At 34.9% G+C, this 19,758-nt stretch carries 19 protein-coding genes; 17 read left to right on the forward strand and 2 right to left on the reverse strand.

Features of this window, described 5'->3' with window-relative positions; translation table 11 throughout:
* The first annotated feature begins 134 nt into the window (after positions 1-134).
* The 10 genes from EHC72_RS00945 to EHC72_RS00990 all read left to right on the forward strand — a co-directional run bounded on the left by EHC72_RS00945 (position 135) and on the right by EHC72_RS00990 (position 10,178).
* The gene (locus EHC72_RS00945) at positions 135-632 is read left to right on the forward strand and encodes a cupin domain-containing protein (protein ID WP_131535602.1); all 498 of its coding nucleotides are present in this window, start codon (positions 135-137) and stop codon (positions 630-632) included.
* Positions 633-814: 182 nt separating this feature from the next.
* A complete protein-coding gene (locus tag EHC72_RS00950; RefSeq protein ID WP_131535603.1) occupies positions 815-1,543 on the forward strand; it encodes an acyl-CoA desaturase in 729 nt (242 codons plus the stop codon).
* 10 nt (positions 1,544-1,553) lie between these two features.
* Entirely contained in the window at positions 1,554-1,883 is a 330-nt protein-coding gene (locus EHC72_RS00955; protein ID WP_131535604.1) for a DUF1475 family protein, read from the forward strand.
* Between the two features lie 73 nt (positions 1,884-1,956).
* A complete protein-coding gene (locus tag EHC72_RS00960; RefSeq protein ID WP_131535605.1) occupies positions 1,957-2,751 on the forward strand; it encodes a DUF1295 domain-containing protein in 795 nt (264 codons plus the stop codon).
* 30 nt (positions 2,752-2,781) lie between these two features.
* A complete protein-coding gene (locus tag EHC72_RS00965; RefSeq protein WP_131535606.1) occupies positions 2,782-3,810 on the forward strand; it encodes an SAM-dependent methyltransferase in 1,029 nt (342 codons plus the stop codon).
* 26 nt (positions 3,811-3,836) lie between these two features.
* Positions 3,837-5,081 carry an NAD(P)/FAD-dependent oxidoreductase gene (locus tag EHC72_RS00970; protein WP_131535607.1) on the forward strand — a complete coding sequence of 415 codons (1,245 nt, stop codon included), beginning with the start codon at positions 3,837-3,839 and terminating at the stop codon, positions 5,079-5,081.
* A gap of 76 nt (positions 5,082-5,157) precedes the next feature.
* Positions 5,158-5,976 (forward strand): DUF1365 domain-containing protein, encoded by an 819-nt coding sequence (locus EHC72_RS00975; protein WP_131535608.1) that lies wholly within the window; start codon positions 5,158-5,160, stop codon positions 5,974-5,976.
* A 21-nt stretch (positions 5,977-5,997) separates the two neighbouring features.
* Complete coding sequence (locus tag EHC72_RS00980) at positions 5,998-7,236, forward strand: SAM-dependent methyltransferase (protein ID WP_170311702.1); 1,239 nt, start codon at positions 5,998-6,000, stop codon at positions 7,234-7,236.
* A 165-nt stretch (positions 7,237-7,401) separates the two neighbouring features.
* Positions 7,402-9,837: a TonB-dependent receptor domain-containing protein gene (locus EHC72_RS00985; RefSeq protein ID WP_131535609.1), complete on the forward strand. Its 2,436-nt coding sequence runs from the start codon at positions 7,402-7,404 to the stop codon at positions 9,835-9,837.
* A 62-nt stretch (positions 9,838-9,899) separates the two neighbouring features.
* Complete coding sequence (locus tag EHC72_RS00990; RefSeq protein WP_131535610.1) at positions 9,900-10,178, forward strand: hypothetical protein; 279 nt, start codon at positions 9,900-9,902, stop codon at positions 10,176-10,178.
* Between the two features lie 104 nt (positions 10,179-10,282).
* On the opposite strand, the gene EHC72_RS00995 is transcribed toward EHC72_RS00990, so the two are convergent.
* Positions 10,283-11,917: an ABC transporter substrate-binding protein gene (locus tag EHC72_RS00995; RefSeq protein WP_131535611.1), complete on the reverse strand. Its 1,635-nt coding sequence runs from the start codon at positions 11,915-11,917 to the stop codon at positions 10,283-10,285.
* A 46-nt stretch (positions 11,918-11,963) separates the two neighbouring features.
* Between EHC72_RS00995 and EHC72_RS01000 the strand changes: the two genes are divergently transcribed.
* Entirely contained in the window at positions 11,964-12,416 is a 453-nt protein-coding gene (locus EHC72_RS01000; protein WP_131535612.1) for a substrate-binding domain-containing protein, read from the forward strand.
* A gap of 272 nt (positions 12,417-12,688) precedes the next feature.
* The gene (locus EHC72_RS01005; RefSeq protein ID WP_131535613.1) at positions 12,689-13,762 is read left to right on the forward strand and encodes a DUF2891 domain-containing protein; all 1,074 of its coding nucleotides are present in this window, start codon (positions 12,689-12,691) and stop codon (positions 13,760-13,762) included.
* A gap of 650 nt (positions 13,763-14,412) precedes the next feature.
* Here the strand turns inward: EHC72_RS01005 and EHC72_RS01010 are convergent.
* Positions 14,413-14,934 (reverse strand): NADPH-dependent FMN reductase, encoded by a 522-nt coding sequence (locus tag EHC72_RS01010; RefSeq protein WP_131535614.1) that lies wholly within the window; start codon positions 14,932-14,934, stop codon positions 14,413-14,415.
* A 181-nt stretch (positions 14,935-15,115) separates the two neighbouring features.
* On the opposite strand from EHC72_RS01010, the gene EHC72_RS01015 reads away from it, so the two are divergent.
* From EHC72_RS01015 to lepB, 5 genes are all read left to right on the forward strand, one after another.
* Positions 15,116-15,919, forward strand: a complete 804-nt coding sequence (locus EHC72_RS01015) for a ParA family protein (RefSeq protein ID WP_131535615.1) — start codon at positions 15,116-15,118, stop codon at positions 15,917-15,919.
* A gap of 7 nt (positions 15,920-15,926) precedes the next feature.
* Positions 15,927-16,835, forward strand: a complete 909-nt coding sequence (locus EHC72_RS01020; RefSeq protein WP_131535616.1) for a ParB/RepB/Spo0J family partition protein — start codon at positions 15,927-15,929, stop codon at positions 16,833-16,835.
* 56 nt (positions 16,836-16,891) lie between these two features.
* Positions 16,892-17,563, forward strand: coding sequence for a DUF5683 domain-containing protein (locus tag EHC72_RS01025; RefSeq protein ID WP_131535617.1), 672 nt, complete (start codon positions 16,892-16,894; stop codon positions 17,561-17,563).
* Positions 17,564-17,570: 7 nt separating this feature from the next.
* Positions 17,571-18,299, forward strand: coding sequence for a 4-hydroxy-tetrahydrodipicolinate reductase (gene dapB / locus EHC72_RS01030; protein ID WP_131535618.1), 729 nt, complete (start codon positions 17,571-17,573; stop codon positions 18,297-18,299).
* A gap of 116 nt (positions 18,300-18,415) precedes the next feature.
* A complete protein-coding gene (gene lepB, locus EHC72_RS01035; protein WP_131535619.1) occupies positions 18,416-19,606 on the forward strand; it encodes a signal peptidase I in 1,191 nt (396 codons plus the stop codon).
* Positions 19,607-19,758: the final 152 nt, after the last annotated feature.

Here is a 19,758-nt window from a genome sequence, read left to right on the forward strand (position 1 = left end):
ATGTAACAGTGCATTTCTTGGAGGAACAGTAAAATCATGCCATTAATATTGTAAAGCAGGATATAATTTTGCTGAGAAAAAAATATAAGCCCGAAAGGGCTTTTTTAATTTATAAGCCTTATTTTTACCACCTTATGCAAAACGATAAAAAAGAAATATTCGAAAGCGTTGCACAACGTTTAAAAATTGAAGGTTTTAATGTAGTAAACCGCGATGAAACCCGTCCGTGGGGAGGTTTTTTTGTAATTGATGAAGCGCAGGCTCAACAATTTGCTGATACTTATTTTGATGGTTTAAATGTTGAAGACCTTAAAATAGGCGGTAAATTAAGTCCTAAAATTTTAATTGTAGCACCTAATACACGCCTTTCGTGGCAATATCATCACCGTAGAGCCGAAATTTGGCAAGTAGTAACTGGTACTGTTGGCATTAAAACCAGCGAAACTGATGAAGAAGGTGAAGTGAAAAAATATAATCCAAAAGATCAAATTAAATTGCAACAAGGTGAGCGCCACCGCCTAATCGGTTTAGAAGATTGGGGTGTTGTAGCAGAAATTTGGCAACATACTGATGCTTCAAACCCATCAGATGAAAGCGATATCGTTAGAGTACAAGACGATTTCGGTAGATAAATAAATTTTAGACTGTATTAATCTTTAGCATTACGTAAAACAGGGAAACCATAACGTAATAGGGATTAGTACAGTCTTTTTGATAATAACTAAACTACGTCTCTAAAGGTTTCTTGTTCTAAAGAAACCAAAAACCGCAAAAACTCGTTAATAATAGCACAACACACATATACAAATAGTAAATGATTATCTTAATATTTTTTCTTGCACATTGGTTTCTATCGCTTTTTAGTCAAACCTTTTTTCTGCACCGTTACTCATCACATAAAATGTTTAAAATGGAGCCTTTTTGGGAAAAGTTTTTCTATCTGGTTTTATTAATCTCGCAAGGTTCTTCTTTCCTAAATCCAAGAGCTTATGCCATTTTACACCGCATGCACCATGCCTATAGCGATACGGAAAAGGATCCACACTCTCCACATTTCTTTAAAGATGTGTTTGGAATGATGCTTGCAACCAAGAATATGTATTTAAATTATTTACGTTTTAAAATAGAGCCAGAGCCTGCTTTTCGAGGCAATTATCCGGAGTGGCCTCTTGTAGATCGTATTGGCGATTCGTGGATTTGGAGAATTTCTTGTGGCTTATTTTATATAGGCTTTTACGTTGTTTTTGCAAACCACTGGTGGATGTTTTTATTATTACCTATACATTTTTTGATGGGACCTTTACACGGTGCCATTGTAAACTGGTGTGGTCATAAATATGGTTATTCAAATCATGATAATGACGATCATAGTAAAAATTCTCTTCCATGGGATTTCTTATTAATGGGCGAGCTATTTCAAAATAATCACCATAAAAAACCCAATAGCCCAAACTTTGCCTCTAAATGGTGGGAGTTTGACCCTACTTATCCAGTGATGAAAGTTTTGCATTGGATGCGAATTATCAAAATTAGAAAAGTTTAAAGCTTTTAATATGATCAACCTGCTCAAAATTGTTTTCTCGGCACTTTTTGTTTTTATGTGCTATAAAGTAATTACAACTTCTATAGAGAGTAACCTTTTTGAGCAGTGGGATTTTCTTGGCAGTATCCCCTGGATGCGTGCCACTTTATGGGATTTTTACGCTAACATCTTCATAATCACCTTGTGGATGTTTTACAAAGAAAAAAACGTTTTCCTTAAAATCGTTTGGACCATTTTATTCGTATGTTTAGGTAGCATCGGCACTTTAGCTTATGTTTTAGTTCAATTATTCAAACTAAAAACTGGCGAAGGTGTTAAAGAATTGCTGGCAAAAAGGTAAAAGGTTAAGGATATAACGAAAGTTTATATCATTTGGGCTTTTTATCCATAGGCCTAAAAACCAAAACCTTAAAATGGATTACAAACACATTCTATTTATTTCGCTTCTCTCTTTAATTGCCTGTTGCGTAATTATGGCGTTAGTTTGGCTTTGGGCCAAAAAAATTAAAAATGCTGGCGTAGTTGATGTTTTCTGGGCTTTAAATTTCCCTGTAATTACAGTAATCACTTTTTTCTTATCAGAAGGCTTAGAAACCCGAAAATTTTTAATTTGCGGCATGTTTTTACTGGCTGAGCTACGCCTGGGTTTGCATTTATGGCAACGCGTAATTGGTCATTTAAATGAAGAAGAAGGCCGATACCAGCAATTACGTAAGGAATGGGGAGAAAATGCTAATCGAAATTTCTTCTGGTTTTTCCAGTTTCAAGCTATATCCAATGTGCTTTTAGCCATCCCGTTTTTTATAATTACGGCAAATTCATTAACAACAATTTCCTTTTTAGAATATTTAGGATTAGCCATTTGGATAATTTCTTTTTTTGGTGAAATGATCGCTGATAGACAACTGGCCGAGTTTAAAAAAGACCCCTCTAATAAAGGCAAAGTTTGTAACACCGGACTATGGAATTACAGTAGGCATCCAAATTACTTTTTCGAATGGTTAACTTGGATGGGTTATTTTGTTTTCGCCTTAGCATCCCCATGGGGTATTTTAGCCATTATTAGCCCTGCTATTATTTTATATTTATTATTAAAAGTTACTGGAGTTCCAAATAATGAAGAACAAAATTTAAGGAGCAAGCCTGTAGCCTATAAAAAATATCAGCAAACAACAAGTGCTTTTTTCCCTTGGTTTAAAAAAGCTTAAACCTTTCACCTTACAATCCCTTATCTTAATATGTGGTACAATAAACTTTTAGAAAACGATAAACTTCCTGATGCTGCATTACGTATTGGCATTAGAAAATTGCTTAAACAACGCCTGGACGATGAAACACTTGGCGATGAAGAATTACAACAGCAGAAATTTATGGATTTGGTTGCTGAGTTAAAATCTTCTCCAATTGCTATAAACACTGCAGATGCAAATGAACAGCATTATGAATTGCCCACGCAGTTTTTTCAGTATTGTTTAGGTAAAAACCTAAAATATAGCAGCGGTTATTGGAAGCCGGGAGTTAAAGATATTGATACCTCCGAAGATGATATGTTGGCATTAACCTGTAAGCGGGCAGATTTACAAAGTGGTCAAAATGTTTTAGAGTTAGGCTGTGGTTGGGGTTCTTTATCGCTTTACATGTCGGCTAAATTTCCTGAAAGTAAATTTACAGTAGTTTCAAATTCTGCTACGCAGAAAGTTTTTATAGATGAAACGGCGAGGCAGCGTGGCATTCAAAATCTTACCGTACTTACTGCTGATATGAATACTTTTACCATTGCCGATACTTTTGATAGGGTGGTTTCTGTTGAAATGTTTGAGCATATGCGCAATTATAAATTACTGTTGGCAAAGGTTTCTTCATTTTTAAAACCCGATGGAAAACTCTTCGTCCACATTTTTACGCATAAAACTTTGGCTTACAAATATGAAGTTATAGATGAAACGGATTGGATGAGCAAATACTTTTTTACGGGTGGAATTATGCCTTCAAACCATTTATTTTTCTACTTTAATGATGATCTGAAAATTGAGAAGCACTGGGTAGTTAATGGTACCAATTATGGTAAAACATCCGAAGCTTGGTTAAGCAACATGGATAACCATAAGAAGGAAATTATGCCAATTCTCGAAAATACTTATGGCAAAGCTCAAGCTGTAAAATGGTGGGTTTATTGGCGTTTGTTTTATATGGCTTGTGCCGAATTATTTAATTACAACAAAGGGAACGAATGGATGGTGTGCCATTATTTATTTGAAAAAAATTAGCCCAGAAAAGAATTAAATCTATAAAAATGCAGAAACTCGCCATTATTGGTTCAGGGATAGCAGGAATGGGAAGCGCCCATTTGCTACAACATAAATATGATATTACGGTTTTTGAAGAACTGGATTATATTGGTGGGCATACCAATACTATTATACTCCAGGAGGATGGAAAATCTATTTATCTTGATAGCGGTTTTATGGTTTTTAACTATCAAACCTATCCTAATCTTTGCAAATTATTTAAAGAAATAGATGCACCAGTTATTAAAACTGATATGTCTTTTAGTGTGCAGTTTTTGCCGAAAAACTTAGAATATAGCGGCTCCAGCCTAAATCATTTATTCGCTCAACGGAAAAATTTGTTCAATATTTCTTATTTAAAAATGTTGATGCAAATTAATCGTTTCAATAAACAAAGTATAGAAATTTTGGATAAGCCAGAATATCAAAACCATTCTATCGGACAGTTTTTTAAGGAATTTGGGTACAGCGATGATATGTTGTGGCAATATTTAATCCCGATGAGTGCTGCGGTTTGGAGTGCCCCAATGGATCAGATATTGGATTTTCCGGCGGTTACTTTAATCCGTTTCTTTAAAAATCATGGTTTTTTAGGATTAGATACCCAGCACCAATGGTATACACTGCAAAATGGAAGTCAGGCCTACCGCGAAAAACTAATAGCACCTTTTCGCAATAAGATTAAAACCAACACCAAAATTGTTGCTGTTAAACGCTTGGCAAATGGTAAGGTAGAAGTAGAATCATCGAAAGGAGAGAAGTTTGAGTTTGATAAGGTAATTATGGCCAGCCATGCCGATCAAACCTTTGAAATTGTAAAAGATAAAACGCCACTTGAAACCGAATTGCTTTCGAAATTTAAATATCAATTGAATAAAGCAGTTGTACATACGGATGAAGCGCAAATGCCAATCGCTAAATTAGCGTGGAGCAGTTGGAATTACCGTGTAGAAAAGCAAGGTGATAACTTGTTGCCGAGCACCATTTACTGGATGAATAATTTGCAAGGAGTTTCGAAAAAACAAAATTATTTCGTTTCTATAAATCCTACAGCCACTTTAAATGTTGATAAAGTGATTAAAGAAATCGATTATCATCACCCATTATTTGATGTGCCTGCAATGCAAGCACAAGCGCAATTGCATAAGCTAAACGAAACCGGACCTATTTATTATTGCGGCAGTTATTTTAAATATGGCTTTCATGAAGATGCCTATAAAAGTGCAGTTGATTTGTGTGCAGGGATTTAATATTTAATCAGTTTATGCTGTGAAATAAACACCTAGTTCAGAATAACAAAAATGATTTGTAAATTGTAGTAGCTAAATGACATCGCCCACATCCCATATTACCTCAAGCATATACACTGCTAAAGTGATGCACAATCGCCTTGCACCCAAAAAACACTCCTTTTGGTACAATGTGTATATGTTTTATATTGATTTGGATGAAATTGATGCTTTGAGTAAAAGGTTGCGTTGGTTTAGCAGAAATCATTTTAATTTATTTTCATTTAGAGATAAAGAACACCTTCAGCTTCCGAAAGAAAACCCAGATAGAACTAAAAATACCCGCGGACATTTAGAAAGTTATTTAAAGGAGAATGGTGTTGATGGCTCAAAGTTTAAAATTAAATTATTAACAAATCTTAATGTACTGGGTTATAATTTTAATCCCGTTTCCTTTTATTACTGTTTCGATGAAGATGAAAAACCAGTTTGCTGCATAGCAGAAATCAGTAATACTTATAGAGAAATGAAACTTTTTTTCTTCGGTAAGGACGAATTAGAAGGCGATACTTTTAAAAAAATAACTACAAAATATTTTTATGTTTCTCCGTTTATAGATCATGATAATGCTTTTGATTTCAAATTAAAGGTTCCTGGGGCGCAGCTGGATATTAAAATTGATGATTTGGATAAAAAAGGTAATCGTTTCTTTATAACCACTTTAAAAGGTGAAAGAAAAGTGCTTACCAATGGCAGTTTGCTTAAATATTTCTTTTCTATCCCTTTAATTCCATTACAGGTAATGTGGATGATACACTGGCAAGCCTTTAGGTTGTGGTTAAAAAAAACACCTTTTCATCCAAAAGCCGAAAACCCTGAGCTGCAACGTAACGTATATAAGCCATATAAACCATAATTAAACGTTCAAAAAAAGATCATGAATTCCATTGCCGCCACTAAAACATCAACAGGATTTTTCGAAAGAATAGTACTTAATGCGCTTTCTAAAATGACTTTAGGGAAACTAGAAATGACTTTGCCCAGCGGCGAAACCTTAATTTTTGGTAATGGCGAAAATAAAATTAATGCAAATATCCAGGTTAACCACCCAGATTTTTTTAAATCAATAGCACTTTATGGGGATATTGGGTTTGGGGAGGGCTATACCAGTGGCCTTTGGGATACAAACAATATTACAAACGTTATAAAGTGGGTAATTTTGAATATCGAAAATGCGCCATCCGTTAGTGGAAGCAAGGTTAAATCTTTGGCATTAAATCTTTTTAAATGGGTAAATAAGCTTTATCATGTACGCCGGGCGAATACACTAGCTGGTTCTCAAAAAAATATCTCTGAGCACTATGATTTAAATAATGATTTTTTCGCAACTTTTTTAGATAAAACAATGACCTATTCGAGTGGTTATTTTTATCAGGAAGATTTAAGTTTAGAAGAATCTCAATATGCTAAATATGAACGATTAGCGAAACAGCTTAAAATAAAATCAACCGATCATGTTTTGGAAATTGGAAGTGGCTGGGGTGGAAACGCAATTTATTTAGCTAAAAACTATGGCTGCAAAGTAACTTCGGTAACCATTTCAAAAGAGCAGCAAAAATTAGCAATCGAAAGGGTTGCAGCAGAAAATCTGGAGGATAAAGTGGAAATTATTATTCAGGATTACCGTAAAATTGAAGGCACATTTGATAAAATTGTATCTATAGAAATGCTAGAGGCCGTTGGTCATCAATATTTAGAATCCTATTTTGAAAAATGCCAGTATTTATTAAAACCTGATGGGATTTTAGCCTTTCAGGTCATCACATCACCCGATAGCCGTTACGATAAACTGCGCAATGGTGTAGATTGGATTCAAAAACATATTTTCCCCGGATCCTTATTACCTTCTGTTGCCGCCATAAATAATGCTATAAATGAAACTGGAGATATGACATTGGTTGATTTAAAAGACTTAGGTCTTGATTACGCTAAAACACTTCACCTTTGGTTTATAGAGTTTAATAAAAACTTAGATAAAGTTAAGGCATTGGGCTTTGACGAAACTTTTATCCGTAAATGGAATTACTATTTAAATTACTGTGAAGCGGCTTTTGCCATGCGAAATATAAATGTAATGCAGATGGTTTACTCAAGACCAAATAATATCAGCCGGTAAAATAATTCTATTATAATTAAGCGCTTCCTAATTATTGCATAGTTGTTTACCGACTAAATTCATCAGTTTGCCGATTAATTTATTTGTATCACGTAAAAAGTATTTTGTTGTATTGTAACAAAATGCAATTTGCGTCGACTAATTACAAAAGATTAACTAACAAACATGAAACGACTTTTACTTTTAATTTTCACTTTAGGGATACTGATTAATGCCAAAGCTCAAATGCCTGGCATGGGAGGCTTTGGTGGAGGTGCCCAAAAATCTGCTGTTACCGGACGTATTACTGCGGTAATTTTAGATTCATTATCAAAAACACCTATTGATTATGCTACAATATCATTGGTTAAAACCAGTAACAACAAATCTGTTAACGGTGGTGTAACCGATCCAAAGGGTAAAATTACCTTGCAAAATATTGCTCCAGATACCTATAAATTACTGATAGGCTTTATGGGTTACAAAACAAAATCTATTACAGTAACAACCACACCATCAAAACCCGATAATAATTTGGGTACAATTTATATTTCATCAACCGAAAATAATTTAGCCGATGTTCAAATTCAAGGAACAAAAGCCATTATTGAAAATAAAGTTGATAGAATGGTTTACAATGCCGAAGCTGATGGAACAAATGCGGGTGGCGATGCTACGGATGTAATGCGTAAAGTGCCAATGTTATCTGTTGATGCAAACGGTGATGTACAATTACGTGGTGCTGCGGTTAGGGTTTTAATTAACGGAAAACCGTCTGGTACAATGGCAAGCAGCGTTGCCGATGCCTTAAAAATGATTCCTGCAGAGCAGATTAAAAGTGTTGAGGTAATTACCAGTCCTTCTGCAAAATATGATGCTGAAGGATCGGGTGGTATCATTAATATCATTACCAAAAAATCTAATGCACAGGGTGTTAGTGGAAGTGTAAATGCTTCAGCAGGAAGCCGACAAAACAATGGTTCATTCAATTTAACTGCAAAAACGGGTAGATTGAGCTTAAATACGGCGTTAGGGGGCTTTTATGCTTATCCTCAAAATACAAGAACTGAATATGTTACTAACACTATAAAACCAGATGGAAGCGTTATAAATATCTTGCAAACGGGTAATTCAAAGTGGAATAGAAACGCAGTAAATGGTAGCTTTGGTTTGGATTATGATTTTAATGCGTATAATAATATAAGTTCAAATGTAAAATTCAGCCGTTTTTCAAATGGTGGGCCAAGTGAATCAGTTTACAATATTAATGATCTTGTTGCTAATAATGTTGGTAGGGCTAACATGACAATGAATAACATGGATTGGAATGTTGATTATAAGAAGACAACTAAAAAAGAGGGTGAAGAATTTACGCTTTCTGGTCAATTGTCAACAGGTAGAACACCAAACAACTTTACAAACTTTCTTACCTCTGCACAATACCCAAACGGACAGGCAACTGGAAGTGAAAACACAGGTAAAAACAATGAATATACTGCACAAGCAGATTATACCTATCCATTTACTAAGGCGACTATATTAGAGGTTGGTGCAAAAGGAATTTTCCGTAATATAAAAAGTCAATATTCCAATTTATCAGAAAAAGACTTTGATTATACACAGGATATTGCTGCAGCATATGGTGTAATCAGTTTTGATTTAACAAAAAAGATAAAGTTTAAAGGTGGCTTGAGAGCAGAATATACGGATATTAGCTTTGCTGGCGGTCCGGCTAAAAATAATTATTTTAACCTGTTTCCAAGTGCAGTTATCTCTCAAACTTTTAAGGGTAATCAAACTTTAAAGTTAAGCTACAACAGAAGGGTACAAAGACCATCATTAAACTATTTAAACCCTTTTAGAAATGAAAGCGACCAGTTTAACATTATGCAAGGCAATCCATTCCTGGATCCTGAATTGAGCCAAAATATGGAATTAGGTTATTCAACCTTTATTAAAGGATCAATTATTAATGCATCTGTTTATTACCGTCGCACTAATGGAGTAATAGAAAGTTCTATCTCCCCATTAACTGAAGATAATGCAACAAAAACATTAACCAGTTATATTAATGTGGGTGTAGCCGAAACTTATGGATTTAATATTTTTGCATCGTACAATCCTAAGCCAAAATGGACTTTGATGACAAATTTCACAGGCGACACGTATTCTGTTACAAATACTATAACAAATATTAATACAGGAACATATTTTAATTTTAACTGGTTTGTACGTTCGGCTTATGGCTTTGGTAAAGGATATAATTTTGAGCTTTTTAATGTAATTACTTCAAAAAAACGTACTTATCAAGGTGTTACCGATCCATTTTACATCTATGGTGCATCTATCAAAAAAGATTTGTTTAATAAAAAAGGTAGTATAGGAATAAATACATTGAACCCTTTCACTAAAGACTTACATATTAAAACCGTTAATAACGCTCAGAGCGACGCTGGTACTATTTATAAGACTGCAAATATTTATTATCCACTGCGTTCGTTTGGTGTTAACTTTAGTTATTCTTTCGGTAAACTTAAATTTACAGAGAAAAAGAAAATTAAAAACGACGATGTTAAGCAAGATCAGCAGCAACAAGGCGGAGGTATGGGAGGCGTACAGTAGAGTAATAACTATGGGTTTGTATTTTAAATTCTATTTATTAAATTCGTTTAAAAAACTTATATATGAAAAAATTAAAATCAAATCCAACAGCTCTTGCTAATGTTGAAGTACTTACAAGAGCTCAGTTAAAGACTATTATGGGCGGATTGGTAAATCCCGGTGATGGCGGTGGACCAAGTACTGGTAATGATTGTGCTGATAAATATTTATCGGTAGTGCCTGATTGCAGAGCCCAATACCCGGCTCCTCCAAGTGGTGAAACAGCTGACTCTATAACCCAATATGCACAGTGCATAGCATCTGGCTATCAAACACTGGCAGGACAGGGTTGTTCACAGTGATTTTTAAATAAATACAAAAGAGGAGTACAAAAAAGTGCTCCTCTTTTTTTACCAAAAAAGCTTGCCCAAATAGCTTAAAAGAAAGAAAAAAGTACTTGTAATATTTATTTTTTCTTAACCCGTTTTAAAATCATCAAGCTTAACGGATTCATTGGATAGCCGCTAATATTATTTTGGAGCATTACTACCGATTGATCGTAGAAGATAGGTACAACGGGAGAATAATCCATCACCATTTGGTCCATTTGGCGGTAAAGCTTAAAGCGCTTTTCATTATCAGGCTCATAATAACTTTCTTCAAATAATTTATCAAAAGCCTTGTTGTAAAATGCTGTATAATTTGGCCCATAAGGCACTTTGTTTTTGGAGTAAAACATTGATAAATAATTCTCGCCATCCGCATAATCCGCAATCCACGAACCACGAAAAAAGTTCACATTATTTTTAGCCATCAACTCTCTAAGGCTCGCACTTGGACTAACATCTATCTTTGTTTTAATTCCAATTGCACTTAATTCGCCCTGTATAAATTCAATCAAGTCTTTATAAGTTGTAGTGGTATTTAATGTAATTTCTTTTAGTCCTTTGCCCTCCGGAAAACCTGCTTCTGTTAATAATTTTGCAGCAAGTTTTGGATTATAAGGATAGCCATGAACGGCCGAGCTATCAAAACCAGGCATTCCTTTTGGTATAAAACCCGAGGTAGCTGGTATTCCAATTCCGTTGCGTAGGTATTTAATTAATTTATCACGATCTATGGCATAATTAATTGCCTGTCTAACTTTTTTAACCTTTAGCGGAGAGTTTTTTACAATAGCTAAAGAGCTATCTACTAAAATTCCTACATATTCTGTACATAAATACGGGCCCTTTTTAAGTTGAAACTTGCCTTTATATTTACTAGTCATTCTTCCGCTTTTGGTTAAAATATCATCTCGGTAACTTCCATCTACACTGTAATAAAAATCGAGGTCCTTTTTCAAGAAACTCATAAAACCACTCTGTTTATCCGTAATAAAACTAGCCTTTAAAGCATCTATATATGGTAATTGCGCCCCATTGCTGTCTTTTTCCCAATAGTGATTGTTTTTTAAAAGCACCAAAATTTCGCCCTCTTTCCAGTATTTAAAGCTAAACGGACCAGTGCCCACAGGATGGCTTCTAAAATCTTTTCCATAATGCTCTACCACTTCTTTAGGCACAACAGAACAATATTGAGAAGTTAGCAAACTCATTAAAGGAGGAAAAGGTCTAATAAGCTTAATTTGAAACGTAGAATCATTAAGCGCCACAAAATTATTTTGATTCTTAACTTTATCGCTAAAAATCCATCCGCCAGATGATGCCACTTTAGGATCAATTAGTCTATAAAAACTATAAGCAAAATCTGTTGCAACAACTTTTCGCCCTTTCCCATTTTTAAAAATTGGATCATCGTGAAAGTAAACATCGTTACGCAAATTGAAGGTATAAGTAAGTGCATCAGCAGAAATTTGCCAGGTTTTGGCTATGCAAGGGATTGTTTTTAAAGTAGAATCTATTTGTACCAGTCCATTAAATAGCTGGTTAGTCATCCAAATGGCATTTTGGTTTCTCGCAAATGCTGGATCAAGCGATGTTAAGCCCTGATCGAGGTTAATATTAAAGACTTTTTTATTTTGATCTGTAGATTCTTCCCGACAAGAAATGAAAATTGTAGTGCATAAAAACCAAAATATATACTTAAATGAGCCTCGCATGAATAAAGGAATGTTATTTTTGCACAAATTAATAAATTTAATGCAGATGTCTTTTTTAAACGATTTATTTATTGGGCTTGATGCCGCTAAACAGGAAGAACTACAGGAACGTTTGGATATTGTAGAGCATAAGATTAAGTTTATGGATAAAATTCCGGTTGCATGTTTGGATTTAAGCAATAACCCAAATTATTTTTTGGCTGAAGAAATAACACAAGCCGGAGGGATGATAGAAACTGATGTGATGAGTGCCGTATACGTTGTTTATTATCAGCCAGGTAAAACCCTAACCGATTTAATGAGAGAAGTACCCGGTATGCTTAGTGCAGATTGGCAAGCAGTACAAAATAATAGAATTGTTTTATTAAACGACGATGTAAATCGTGAACGCTCGGCAGAAAATGCAGTTTCATTAATAGAAGATTTTGCCGAAATGTTGCATCCAGGATCATTCATTTTTGGCCATGAAGGCGATAAATGGATTAGATTTGGAGCATAGGAAAGGAATTGATTAGAAAATGAGTGAAGATTGAATGAGTGAAGATTGAATGATTGAATTTTGAATGAATGAATTTTGAATGAATGAATTTTGAATGAATGAATTTTGAATGAATGAATTAGAGAATGTTAACTTGCAACTACATTCAAAATTATTTTAATAAGAAAATGTTAGTTTTCTGCATTCAAAAATCAATCAATCATTCATTCTAAATTTTATAATTCACTCATTCTAAATTTTATAATTCACTCATTCAAAAAATTTTAACGCATATGAAAAAACTTGTCGCTTTATTTTTGCTTGCAACATTATCTTACTCCATAAAGGCACAAGTTATTCCGACTTTAACACCGGAGGTTGCTGAGAAGCTTTCGAAAATGCCGTTAGGTTGCATTAGTCAAGAGTTCCCAAATAAAACATCTCATGTGGCCAATACCGCCGTTGATGGTCGTTTATTGCCGAGTGAATTACATCCTGCTTTTTACGGTTGTTTAGATTGGCACAGTTCTGTGCATGGACATTGGATGTTACTGCGCTTGTTGAAAACGGTTCCAGATTTAAAAAATAAACAGGAAATTATTGCGCAGTTAAATAAAACCTTTACGCCAGAAAAAATGCTTGCTGAGGCTGAATATTTCAGCAAGTATCAAGTGGCAAATACTTACGAGCGCACTTACGGCTGGGCATGGCTGTTAAAACTGGATCAGGAATTATACACCTGGGATAACCCTGATGCTAAAAAATGGTATACTGCTTTGCAACCTTTAACGCAGCAGATTTTAAAACTTTGGAATGCATATTTGCCAAAACAAACTTATCCTAACAGAACAGGCGTGCATCCAAATACCGCTTTTGGGTTGGTTTTCGCTTTAGATTGGGCACGTATTTTTAAAGATAAAGATTTTGAAAAGTTAATTGATGATAAAGCGAAAGCCTTTTATTTGGATAATACTGCTACACCGGCATATCTGGAGCCAGATGGTTCTGATTTCTTTTCACCTAGTTTGGAAATTGCTGATTTAATGAGAAGAGTACTGCCAAATGCTCAATTTGTAAATTGGTTGAACAAATTTTATGAAGAAAAAAGCATTAAGCGAATTAGTGAAATGCCTGTAATTAGTGATATTAACGATTATCAAGGCGTACATTTAGTTGGTTTATCATTTACCAGGGCATGGTGCATGAAGGGAATTGCAAAGGAACTGCCAAAAAACCATAAATGGAAAAAGCATTTTGAAGCTACAGCCAATGGATTTTTGGCAAATGCTTTACCGCTTGTTTTTGCTGGTAATTATGGTGGCGATCATTGGTTGGCTTCATTCGCGGTTTATGCCTTAGAAAAGTAGAATAACAAGCTTTATTGTTTTTACAGTATCTGAGGTTTTCTAAACCTGATGGTCGCAAAAATCCTTTTTAACTTGCAGAAACTCTAAATTTTAGTAAAGATTAGGTTTGTTAAAAAGATTGAAGCAAACAGCAGGAAAAGCTTTAAAATAAAAGACAGGTTTTGCTTTTCAAATCACTTTAACTCTCTTCATGGCTTATATAATATCTAATGAAACGTTTTTTTTGGGTCAGGTCAATTTTCTGGGGAGGCGATATTTTGCTAATTAAGGTTAGAAGCGAATTGTTTTTTTGGAAATTATTGTCAGTAGCCTTTGGGTAATGCAGTCCCGCCCTTTGCTAAATCCCGATAGAAAAAATCGGGATACCGCTGTCGCGCTGGTTTATTTAATAAGAGCAGCAAGAAGTGGGGACATTAAGTGCACAAACTTTGTGTTTAAACATGATTGAAGCGGCATCTCCCGATTTTTCATCGGGGATACAGCGTAAAAGCGGGGCTACAATTGCCATATACACCGAAGCGTTCATTTCCAAATTCTAATGCCTAGCAAGAATAATAAAAACAATAGCGGCGAGTAGTTAACTACGATCCCGAACTTTTTTACCTGTCCCTTTTCTTTAAGCTTTCTACTTTGGACTTTAAGCTTTTACCTTAAAACTTTATAAACTTATCAATCTGCTCGTTGGTAAATTTTATGGTATCTTCTTTAATCAAATTGCCATCCATATCTAATTCCATTTTAATATTTGGGATGTGTAAGCGTAGCGGTAAAATATTTAGGTGGATGTAATGGCAAACGCCTGTAAAATGATCTACACCACGAATGTTGCCGTATTTGCCAGAAGAAATGCCTACTAAAGCCGCCTTTTTATCGTAAAAACTATCAGGGAAATTACTTGCATCAATCAGTACTTTTAACGCCCCAGGATAACTCCCATTATATTCAGGCATTATAAAAATAAACTTTTCAGTTGCGGTAATTAAGTCTTGTATTTTCTGAAACGCTTCCGATCTTTTACCGTACATATCCGTATTCAAAACATCAATAGGCAGATGCTCTAAGCTAAAAATGCCAGCCTCTACACCCTTAATTTTAAGCTGGTTCTGATAATATTTAGCAACTTTAAGCGTATTGCTATTAGATCGGTTTGTGGCGGCAATAATTGTAATCATGTATAATTGTTAATAAGATGTTTAAAACGCAGGCAGCCTTATTGCTAAAATTGCCATATAGTTTGTATCTTAGCTGATTGTGAAAAAGGGCGTAAACAGCACAAAAATAGAACTTTTTGCTGATTAAATCGCATTAAATAATACAGCCCAAATAAACGTTAAGTAAATTTCGGATAGATAAATGAGCAAAATTATTGCATTAGCAAATCAAAAAGGTGGCGTTGGTAAAACAACTTCATCTATTAACCTGGCTGCGAGTTTAGCCGTATTAGAGTATAAAACTTTACTGGTAGATGCTGATCCTCAGGCAAATTCAACTTCAGGTATTGGATTTGATCCCCGGAATATAAAAGATAGCATTTACGAGTGCATCATCAACGATATTGATCCTGCACAAGCGATTCAGAAAACAGATACTCCGAATTTAGATTTACTCCCTGCACATATTGATTTAGTGGGTGCGGAAATTGAGATGATCAACCTGAATAATCGTGAGTATAAAATGAAAGCGGTTTTGGAGAAAATTAAAGATCAATACGATTTTATTATCATCGATTGCTCTCCATCATTGGGTTTAATTACCATTAATGCCTTAACCGCTGCAGATTCTGTAATTATTCCGGTTCAGTGCGAATATTTCGCTTTAGAAGGATTGGGCAAATTGTTAAATACAATTAAAATTGTACAAAACCGTTTAAACCCAGCGTTAGAGATTGAAGGTATTCTTTTAACCATGTACGATGTACGTTTACGCTTATCAAACCAAGTAGTTGAAGAAGTTAAAACGCATTTCCACGAACTGGTTTTTGAAACCATTATTCAACGTAATACCCGTTTAAGTGAAGCACCAAGTTATGGTGTTTCTGTAATTATGCACGATGCAAATTGTAAGGGTGCCATAAATTACTTAAACCTTGCCCGTGAAATTGTAAAGAAAAACGGCTTGTTAAAAGAAGAAGAAAACATAGGTACAGCAACTTTATAAATTATAGATGACATCTTTTCAGCGAAAAACAGGTTTAGGAAGAGGGTTAAGTGCGCTTTTAGATGATAGCGAATCTTCTCATCCGCCAAAACAGAGTGTAAACCCTGTAAGCGAAACCGAACAGATTGGTACCATCAGTCATGTAAATTTAACAGAAGTTGAAACCAATCCATACCAGCCACGTACAGAATTTGATCAGGTTGCTTTAAATGAGCTTGCCGATTCCATTAAAGTACAAGGTTTAATACAGCCTATTACCGTTAGAAAACTTTCAGCAAATAAGTATCAGCTTATTTCTGGTGAGCGTAGGTTTAGGGCTTCAAAACTTGCCGGTTTAACTCAAATTCCTGCTTATATCCGTAGTGCCAACGATCAGCAAATGCTGGAAATGGCATTGATAGAAAACATTCAGCGAGAAAACCTAAACGCAATTGAAGTTGCATTGAGTTTTCAAAGAATGATTGATGAAGTTGGCTTAAAGCAAGAACAATTGGGCGAACGTGTTGGTAAAAACCGTACCACGGTAACCAATTATTTGCGCTTACTTAAACTTCCGCCAGCGATTCAAGCTTCTATCCGCGATCAAAAAATATCAATGGGCCATGCCCGTGCATTGATAAATGTGGATGGTGTAGATAAACAATTATTTATCCATCAGGAAATACTGGAAAAAGGACTATCGGTACGTAAGGTAGAAGAACTGGTGCGTAACCTGCAACATCTTCCATTAAAGGAAAGCGAAAAACCTAAAGAAAAGGTTGTTTCTTTCCAGTACAAAAAGCTACAGGATGATTTAGCTTCTAAATTTGCAACCCGAGTAAAATTAAAAGTTGGTCAAAACGGAAAAGGAGCCATAGAAATCCCTTTTATGAGCGATGACGATCTAAACAGAATCTTAGAATTATTAGATTGGTAATGCAAAAAGGTAGGCTGATTATACTCATTTCTTTGTTTACTTTTTTTCTTATAAACGTGGCAAACGCACAGGTAAAAGATAGTGTGCAAAAACCTGTTGATACTTTAAATTTAAAAACAAAGGCAATTAAGCCTCTTGGTAAAGATACCGTTAGAAAAAAGAGTGCTAAAGAAAGTTATGTAAACCCTGGTAAAATTGCAGGACGTAAAGCGGTACTAAAATCATTATTATTACCAGGTTTAGGGCAGGTTTATAATATCCAGTTGCTTAGTGATGGGTATGGCGAAAGAGCCGGAAAAAGCCAAACACTCCAAAAAGTTTATACCATTGGTAAAATTGCAGCTATTTATACCGGTTTCACTGTACTTACACTTTCTTACATTGATAACAGCAACAACTATAAAATCTTTTTAGCCGAAGCACAGTATAGAGAAGCCAGAGTACAAGGTGCAACAAATTTAGTTGGCAACCCCGCCTTAGCAAGATATTCTAATGAAGGAATTCTTACCGCAAAAAGCACCTATAAAAGAAATAAGCAAATTGTATTGTTTTCTTACGGTTTAATCTACTTTGCAAATGTGGTTGATGCTTACGTAGCCGCCCGTTTGCATTTCTTTAATATCGATGATAAGCTTACTTTTAAAATTACCCCAACAGTAATTAATAACAACAGTATGTATAGCTTTAATCCGGCCACGCCAGCATTAAAACTATCCCTTACATTTTAAATAAAATATGAAAATTGCGCTTTTAGGATATGGCAAAATGGGCCAGATTATAGAGAAATTTGCTTTAGAACGCGGTCATGAAGTTGTTTTAAAAATATCTTCTAAAGATACTTTAACCCGTCAGGATTTAAAAAACGCAGATGTTGCAATAGATTTTAGTACACCGGATGCTGTATTACAAAATATCGACACCTGTTTTGATGCCGATGTACCTGTTGTTGTAGGTACAACTGGTTGGTACGGAAAATTGCAGGAAGTTAAAAATGAATGCGATTTGGGTAACAATACTTTGTTATATGGCTCTAACTTTAGTATTGGCGTTAATTTGTTTTTCAAACTGAATAAAACTTTAGCAAAGCTGATGAATAACTATCCAGCTTACGAAGTGCAGGTAGAAGAAATACACCATACACAAAAACTGGATTCGCCAAGTGGTACAGCCATTACAATTGCCGAAGGCATTGTAGAAAACCTGGAAAGAAAAACAGAATGGTTAAATGAAGTTGTAGGTACGGATGTAGAAGTTTTTCCAAAAGGAGAACAGTTGCTGATAGAATCTCATAGAATTGAAAATATACCTGGTACACATACTGTAATTTATAGTAGTGAGGTAGATGATATTGAAATTAAACACACTGCACACAATAGGGCAGGTTTTGCTTTGGGCGCAGTGGTAGCTGCAGAGTGGTTGCAGAATAAAAAGGGTTTTTTCAATATAACTGATATATTTGAATAAAACAGTTTTCAGTTAACAGTTGAGAAACAGTTAAAAAATTTAACAACTAATCAGTTAAACGAAAATACAGATAACAGGTAATCGATTAAATAAATCGTGAACCAAAATTAAGATATATGAATTATAAATTCTGGCAGAAGAAAAATGATGCCAATAAAAAGAAAAAGACTAAAACCCGAGAATGGGTAGATGCCATTGTTTTTGCAGTAATTGCAGCAACTATTATTCGAGTGTTTTTTATTGAAGCCTATACCATACCTTCAGGCTCAATGGAAAGATCGTTATTAGTGGGCGATTTCCTTTTTGTAAGTAAGGTAAATTATGGTGCAAGAATACCAATGACACCCGTTGCCTTTCCTTTTGCACACCATACTATGCCATTGACCGGTACAAAAGCCTATTGGGATGGTGTTCAATGGAAATATCACCGCTTACCGGGATTATCAGATATCAAAAGAAATGATGTAGTTGTTTTTAACTTCCCTGAAGGTGATACCGTTGCCCTGGAAAACCAAAACCCTAGTTATTACGATTTGGTTAGACAATCTGACTGGAAAACCGTTAACAGTCAATACACCATAACCAGCAGACCAGTTGATAAACGCGAAAATTATATTAAACGTTGTATAGGTATTGGTGGCGATGTGGTAAGTATGACGAATGGAATAGTAAGCATTAATGGTAAAGCTGAGCCTTTAAAAAGCACAGGGATGATGCCTTACAAAGTTGAATTTAAAACGAATGATGTTAACTTTTCTGTGTTTAATGATATTGGTTTAAAAATTTCCGACATACAGCAAACTTCTAGTCCTTTGGTTTATGTGGTTAATGCATCATCAGAAATGGCTGATGAAATAAGGAAATTTGATTTCGTAAAATCTATTAATATGGCTGCAGAGCCTGCTGGAGAAGATGGTGGCTTATTTCCACACGATCCAAATCGCAAGTGGAATGTAGATAATTTTGGCCCTGTTAAAATCCCTGCTAAAGGAATGACGGTTCAGCTAGATAGTACAAGCATGCCGATATATTATAGAGCTATAAGAACTTACGAGGGAAATAAGGTAGAGAAAAAAGGTAACGAATGGTATATTAATGATAAACCAGCTACATCATATACCTTTAAAATGAATTATTATTGGATGATGGGTGATAATCGCCATAACTCTGCCGATTCTCGCTATTGGGGTTTTGTACCTGAAGACCATGTGGTTGGTAAAGCTTTATTTATTTGGATGAGTTGGGATAGCGACGCTTCATTCTTTCATAAAATTAGATGGAGCCGATTATTTAGAGGAATCCATTAGAAAAAAATATACCCTATTAATAGAAAAGCGGAAGATTTAAAAGTCTCCCGCTTTTTTTGTTTAAAAAATAACCAAGTGTTGGGCTTTTAATATACCGCAGGAGCAAGAATACTAAACGGGGAGCAAGAACATTGATGCCTCTTAGTTAGAAG

Origin of the sequence: Pedobacter nototheniae, from assembly GCF_004335085.1 — a bacterium.
Lineage (GTDB): Bacteria > Bacteroidota > Bacteroidia > Sphingobacteriales > Sphingobacteriaceae > Pedobacter > Pedobacter nototheniae.

What these genes read in the sequence shown, in the direction of transcription:
- EHC72_RS00945 (WP_131535602.1), top strand. Translation starts at nt 135, where the DNA reads ATGCAAAACGATAAAAAAGAAATATTCGAAAGCGTTGCACAACGTTTA.
- EHC72_RS00950 (WP_131535603.1), top strand. Translation starts at nt 815, where the DNA reads ATGATTATCTTAATATTTTTTCTTGCACATTGGTTTCTATCGCTTTTT.
- EHC72_RS00955 (WP_131535604.1), top strand. Translation starts at nt 1,554, where the DNA reads ATGATCAACCTGCTCAAAATTGTTTTCTCGGCACTTTTTGTTTTTATG.
- EHC72_RS00960 (WP_131535605.1), top strand. Translation starts at nt 1,957, where the DNA reads ATGGATTACAAACACATTCTATTTATTTCGCTTCTCTCTTTAATTGCC.
- EHC72_RS00965 (WP_131535606.1), top strand. Translation starts at nt 2,782, where the DNA reads ATGTGGTACAATAAACTTTTAGAAAACGATAAACTTCCTGATGCTGCA.
- EHC72_RS00970 (WP_131535607.1), top strand. Translation starts at nt 3,837, where the DNA reads ATGCAGAAACTCGCCATTATTGGTTCAGGGATAGCAGGAATGGGAAGC.
- EHC72_RS00975 (WP_131535608.1), top strand. Translation starts at nt 5,158, where the DNA reads ATGACATCGCCCACATCCCATATTACCTCAAGCATATACACTGCTAAA.
- EHC72_RS00980 (WP_170311702.1), top strand. Translation starts at nt 5,998, where the DNA reads ATGAATTCCATTGCCGCCACTAAAACATCAACAGGATTTTTCGAAAGA.
- EHC72_RS00985 (WP_131535609.1), top strand. Translation starts at nt 7,402, where the DNA reads ATGAAACGACTTTTACTTTTAATTTTCACTTTAGGGATACTGATTAAT.
- EHC72_RS00990 (WP_131535610.1), top strand. Translation starts at nt 9,900, where the DNA reads ATGAAAAAATTAAAATCAAATCCAACAGCTCTTGCTAATGTTGAAGTA.
- EHC72_RS00995 (WP_131535611.1), bottom strand. Translation starts at nt 11,917, where the DNA reads ATGCGAGGCTCATTTAAGTATATATTTTGGTTTTTATGCACTACAATT.
- EHC72_RS01000 (WP_131535612.1), top strand. Translation starts at nt 11,964, where the DNA reads ATGTCTTTTTTAAACGATTTATTTATTGGGCTTGATGCCGCTAAACAG.
- EHC72_RS01005 (WP_131535613.1), top strand. Translation starts at nt 12,689, where the DNA reads ATGAAAAAACTTGTCGCTTTATTTTTGCTTGCAACATTATCTTACTCC.
- EHC72_RS01010 (WP_131535614.1), bottom strand. Translation starts at nt 14,934, where the DNA reads ATGATTACAATTATTGCCGCCACAAACCGATCTAATAGCAATACGCTT.
- EHC72_RS01015 (WP_131535615.1), top strand. Translation starts at nt 15,116, where the DNA reads ATGAGCAAAATTATTGCATTAGCAAATCAAAAAGGTGGCGTTGGTAAA.
- EHC72_RS01020 (WP_131535616.1), top strand. Translation starts at nt 15,927, where the DNA reads ATGACATCTTTTCAGCGAAAAACAGGTTTAGGAAGAGGGTTAAGTGCG.
- dapB (WP_131535618.1), top strand. Translation starts at nt 17,571, where the DNA reads ATGAAAATTGCGCTTTTAGGATATGGCAAAATGGGCCAGATTATAGAG.
- lepB (WP_131535619.1), top strand. Translation starts at nt 18,416, where the DNA reads ATGAATTATAAATTCTGGCAGAAGAAAAATGATGCCAATAAAAAGAAA.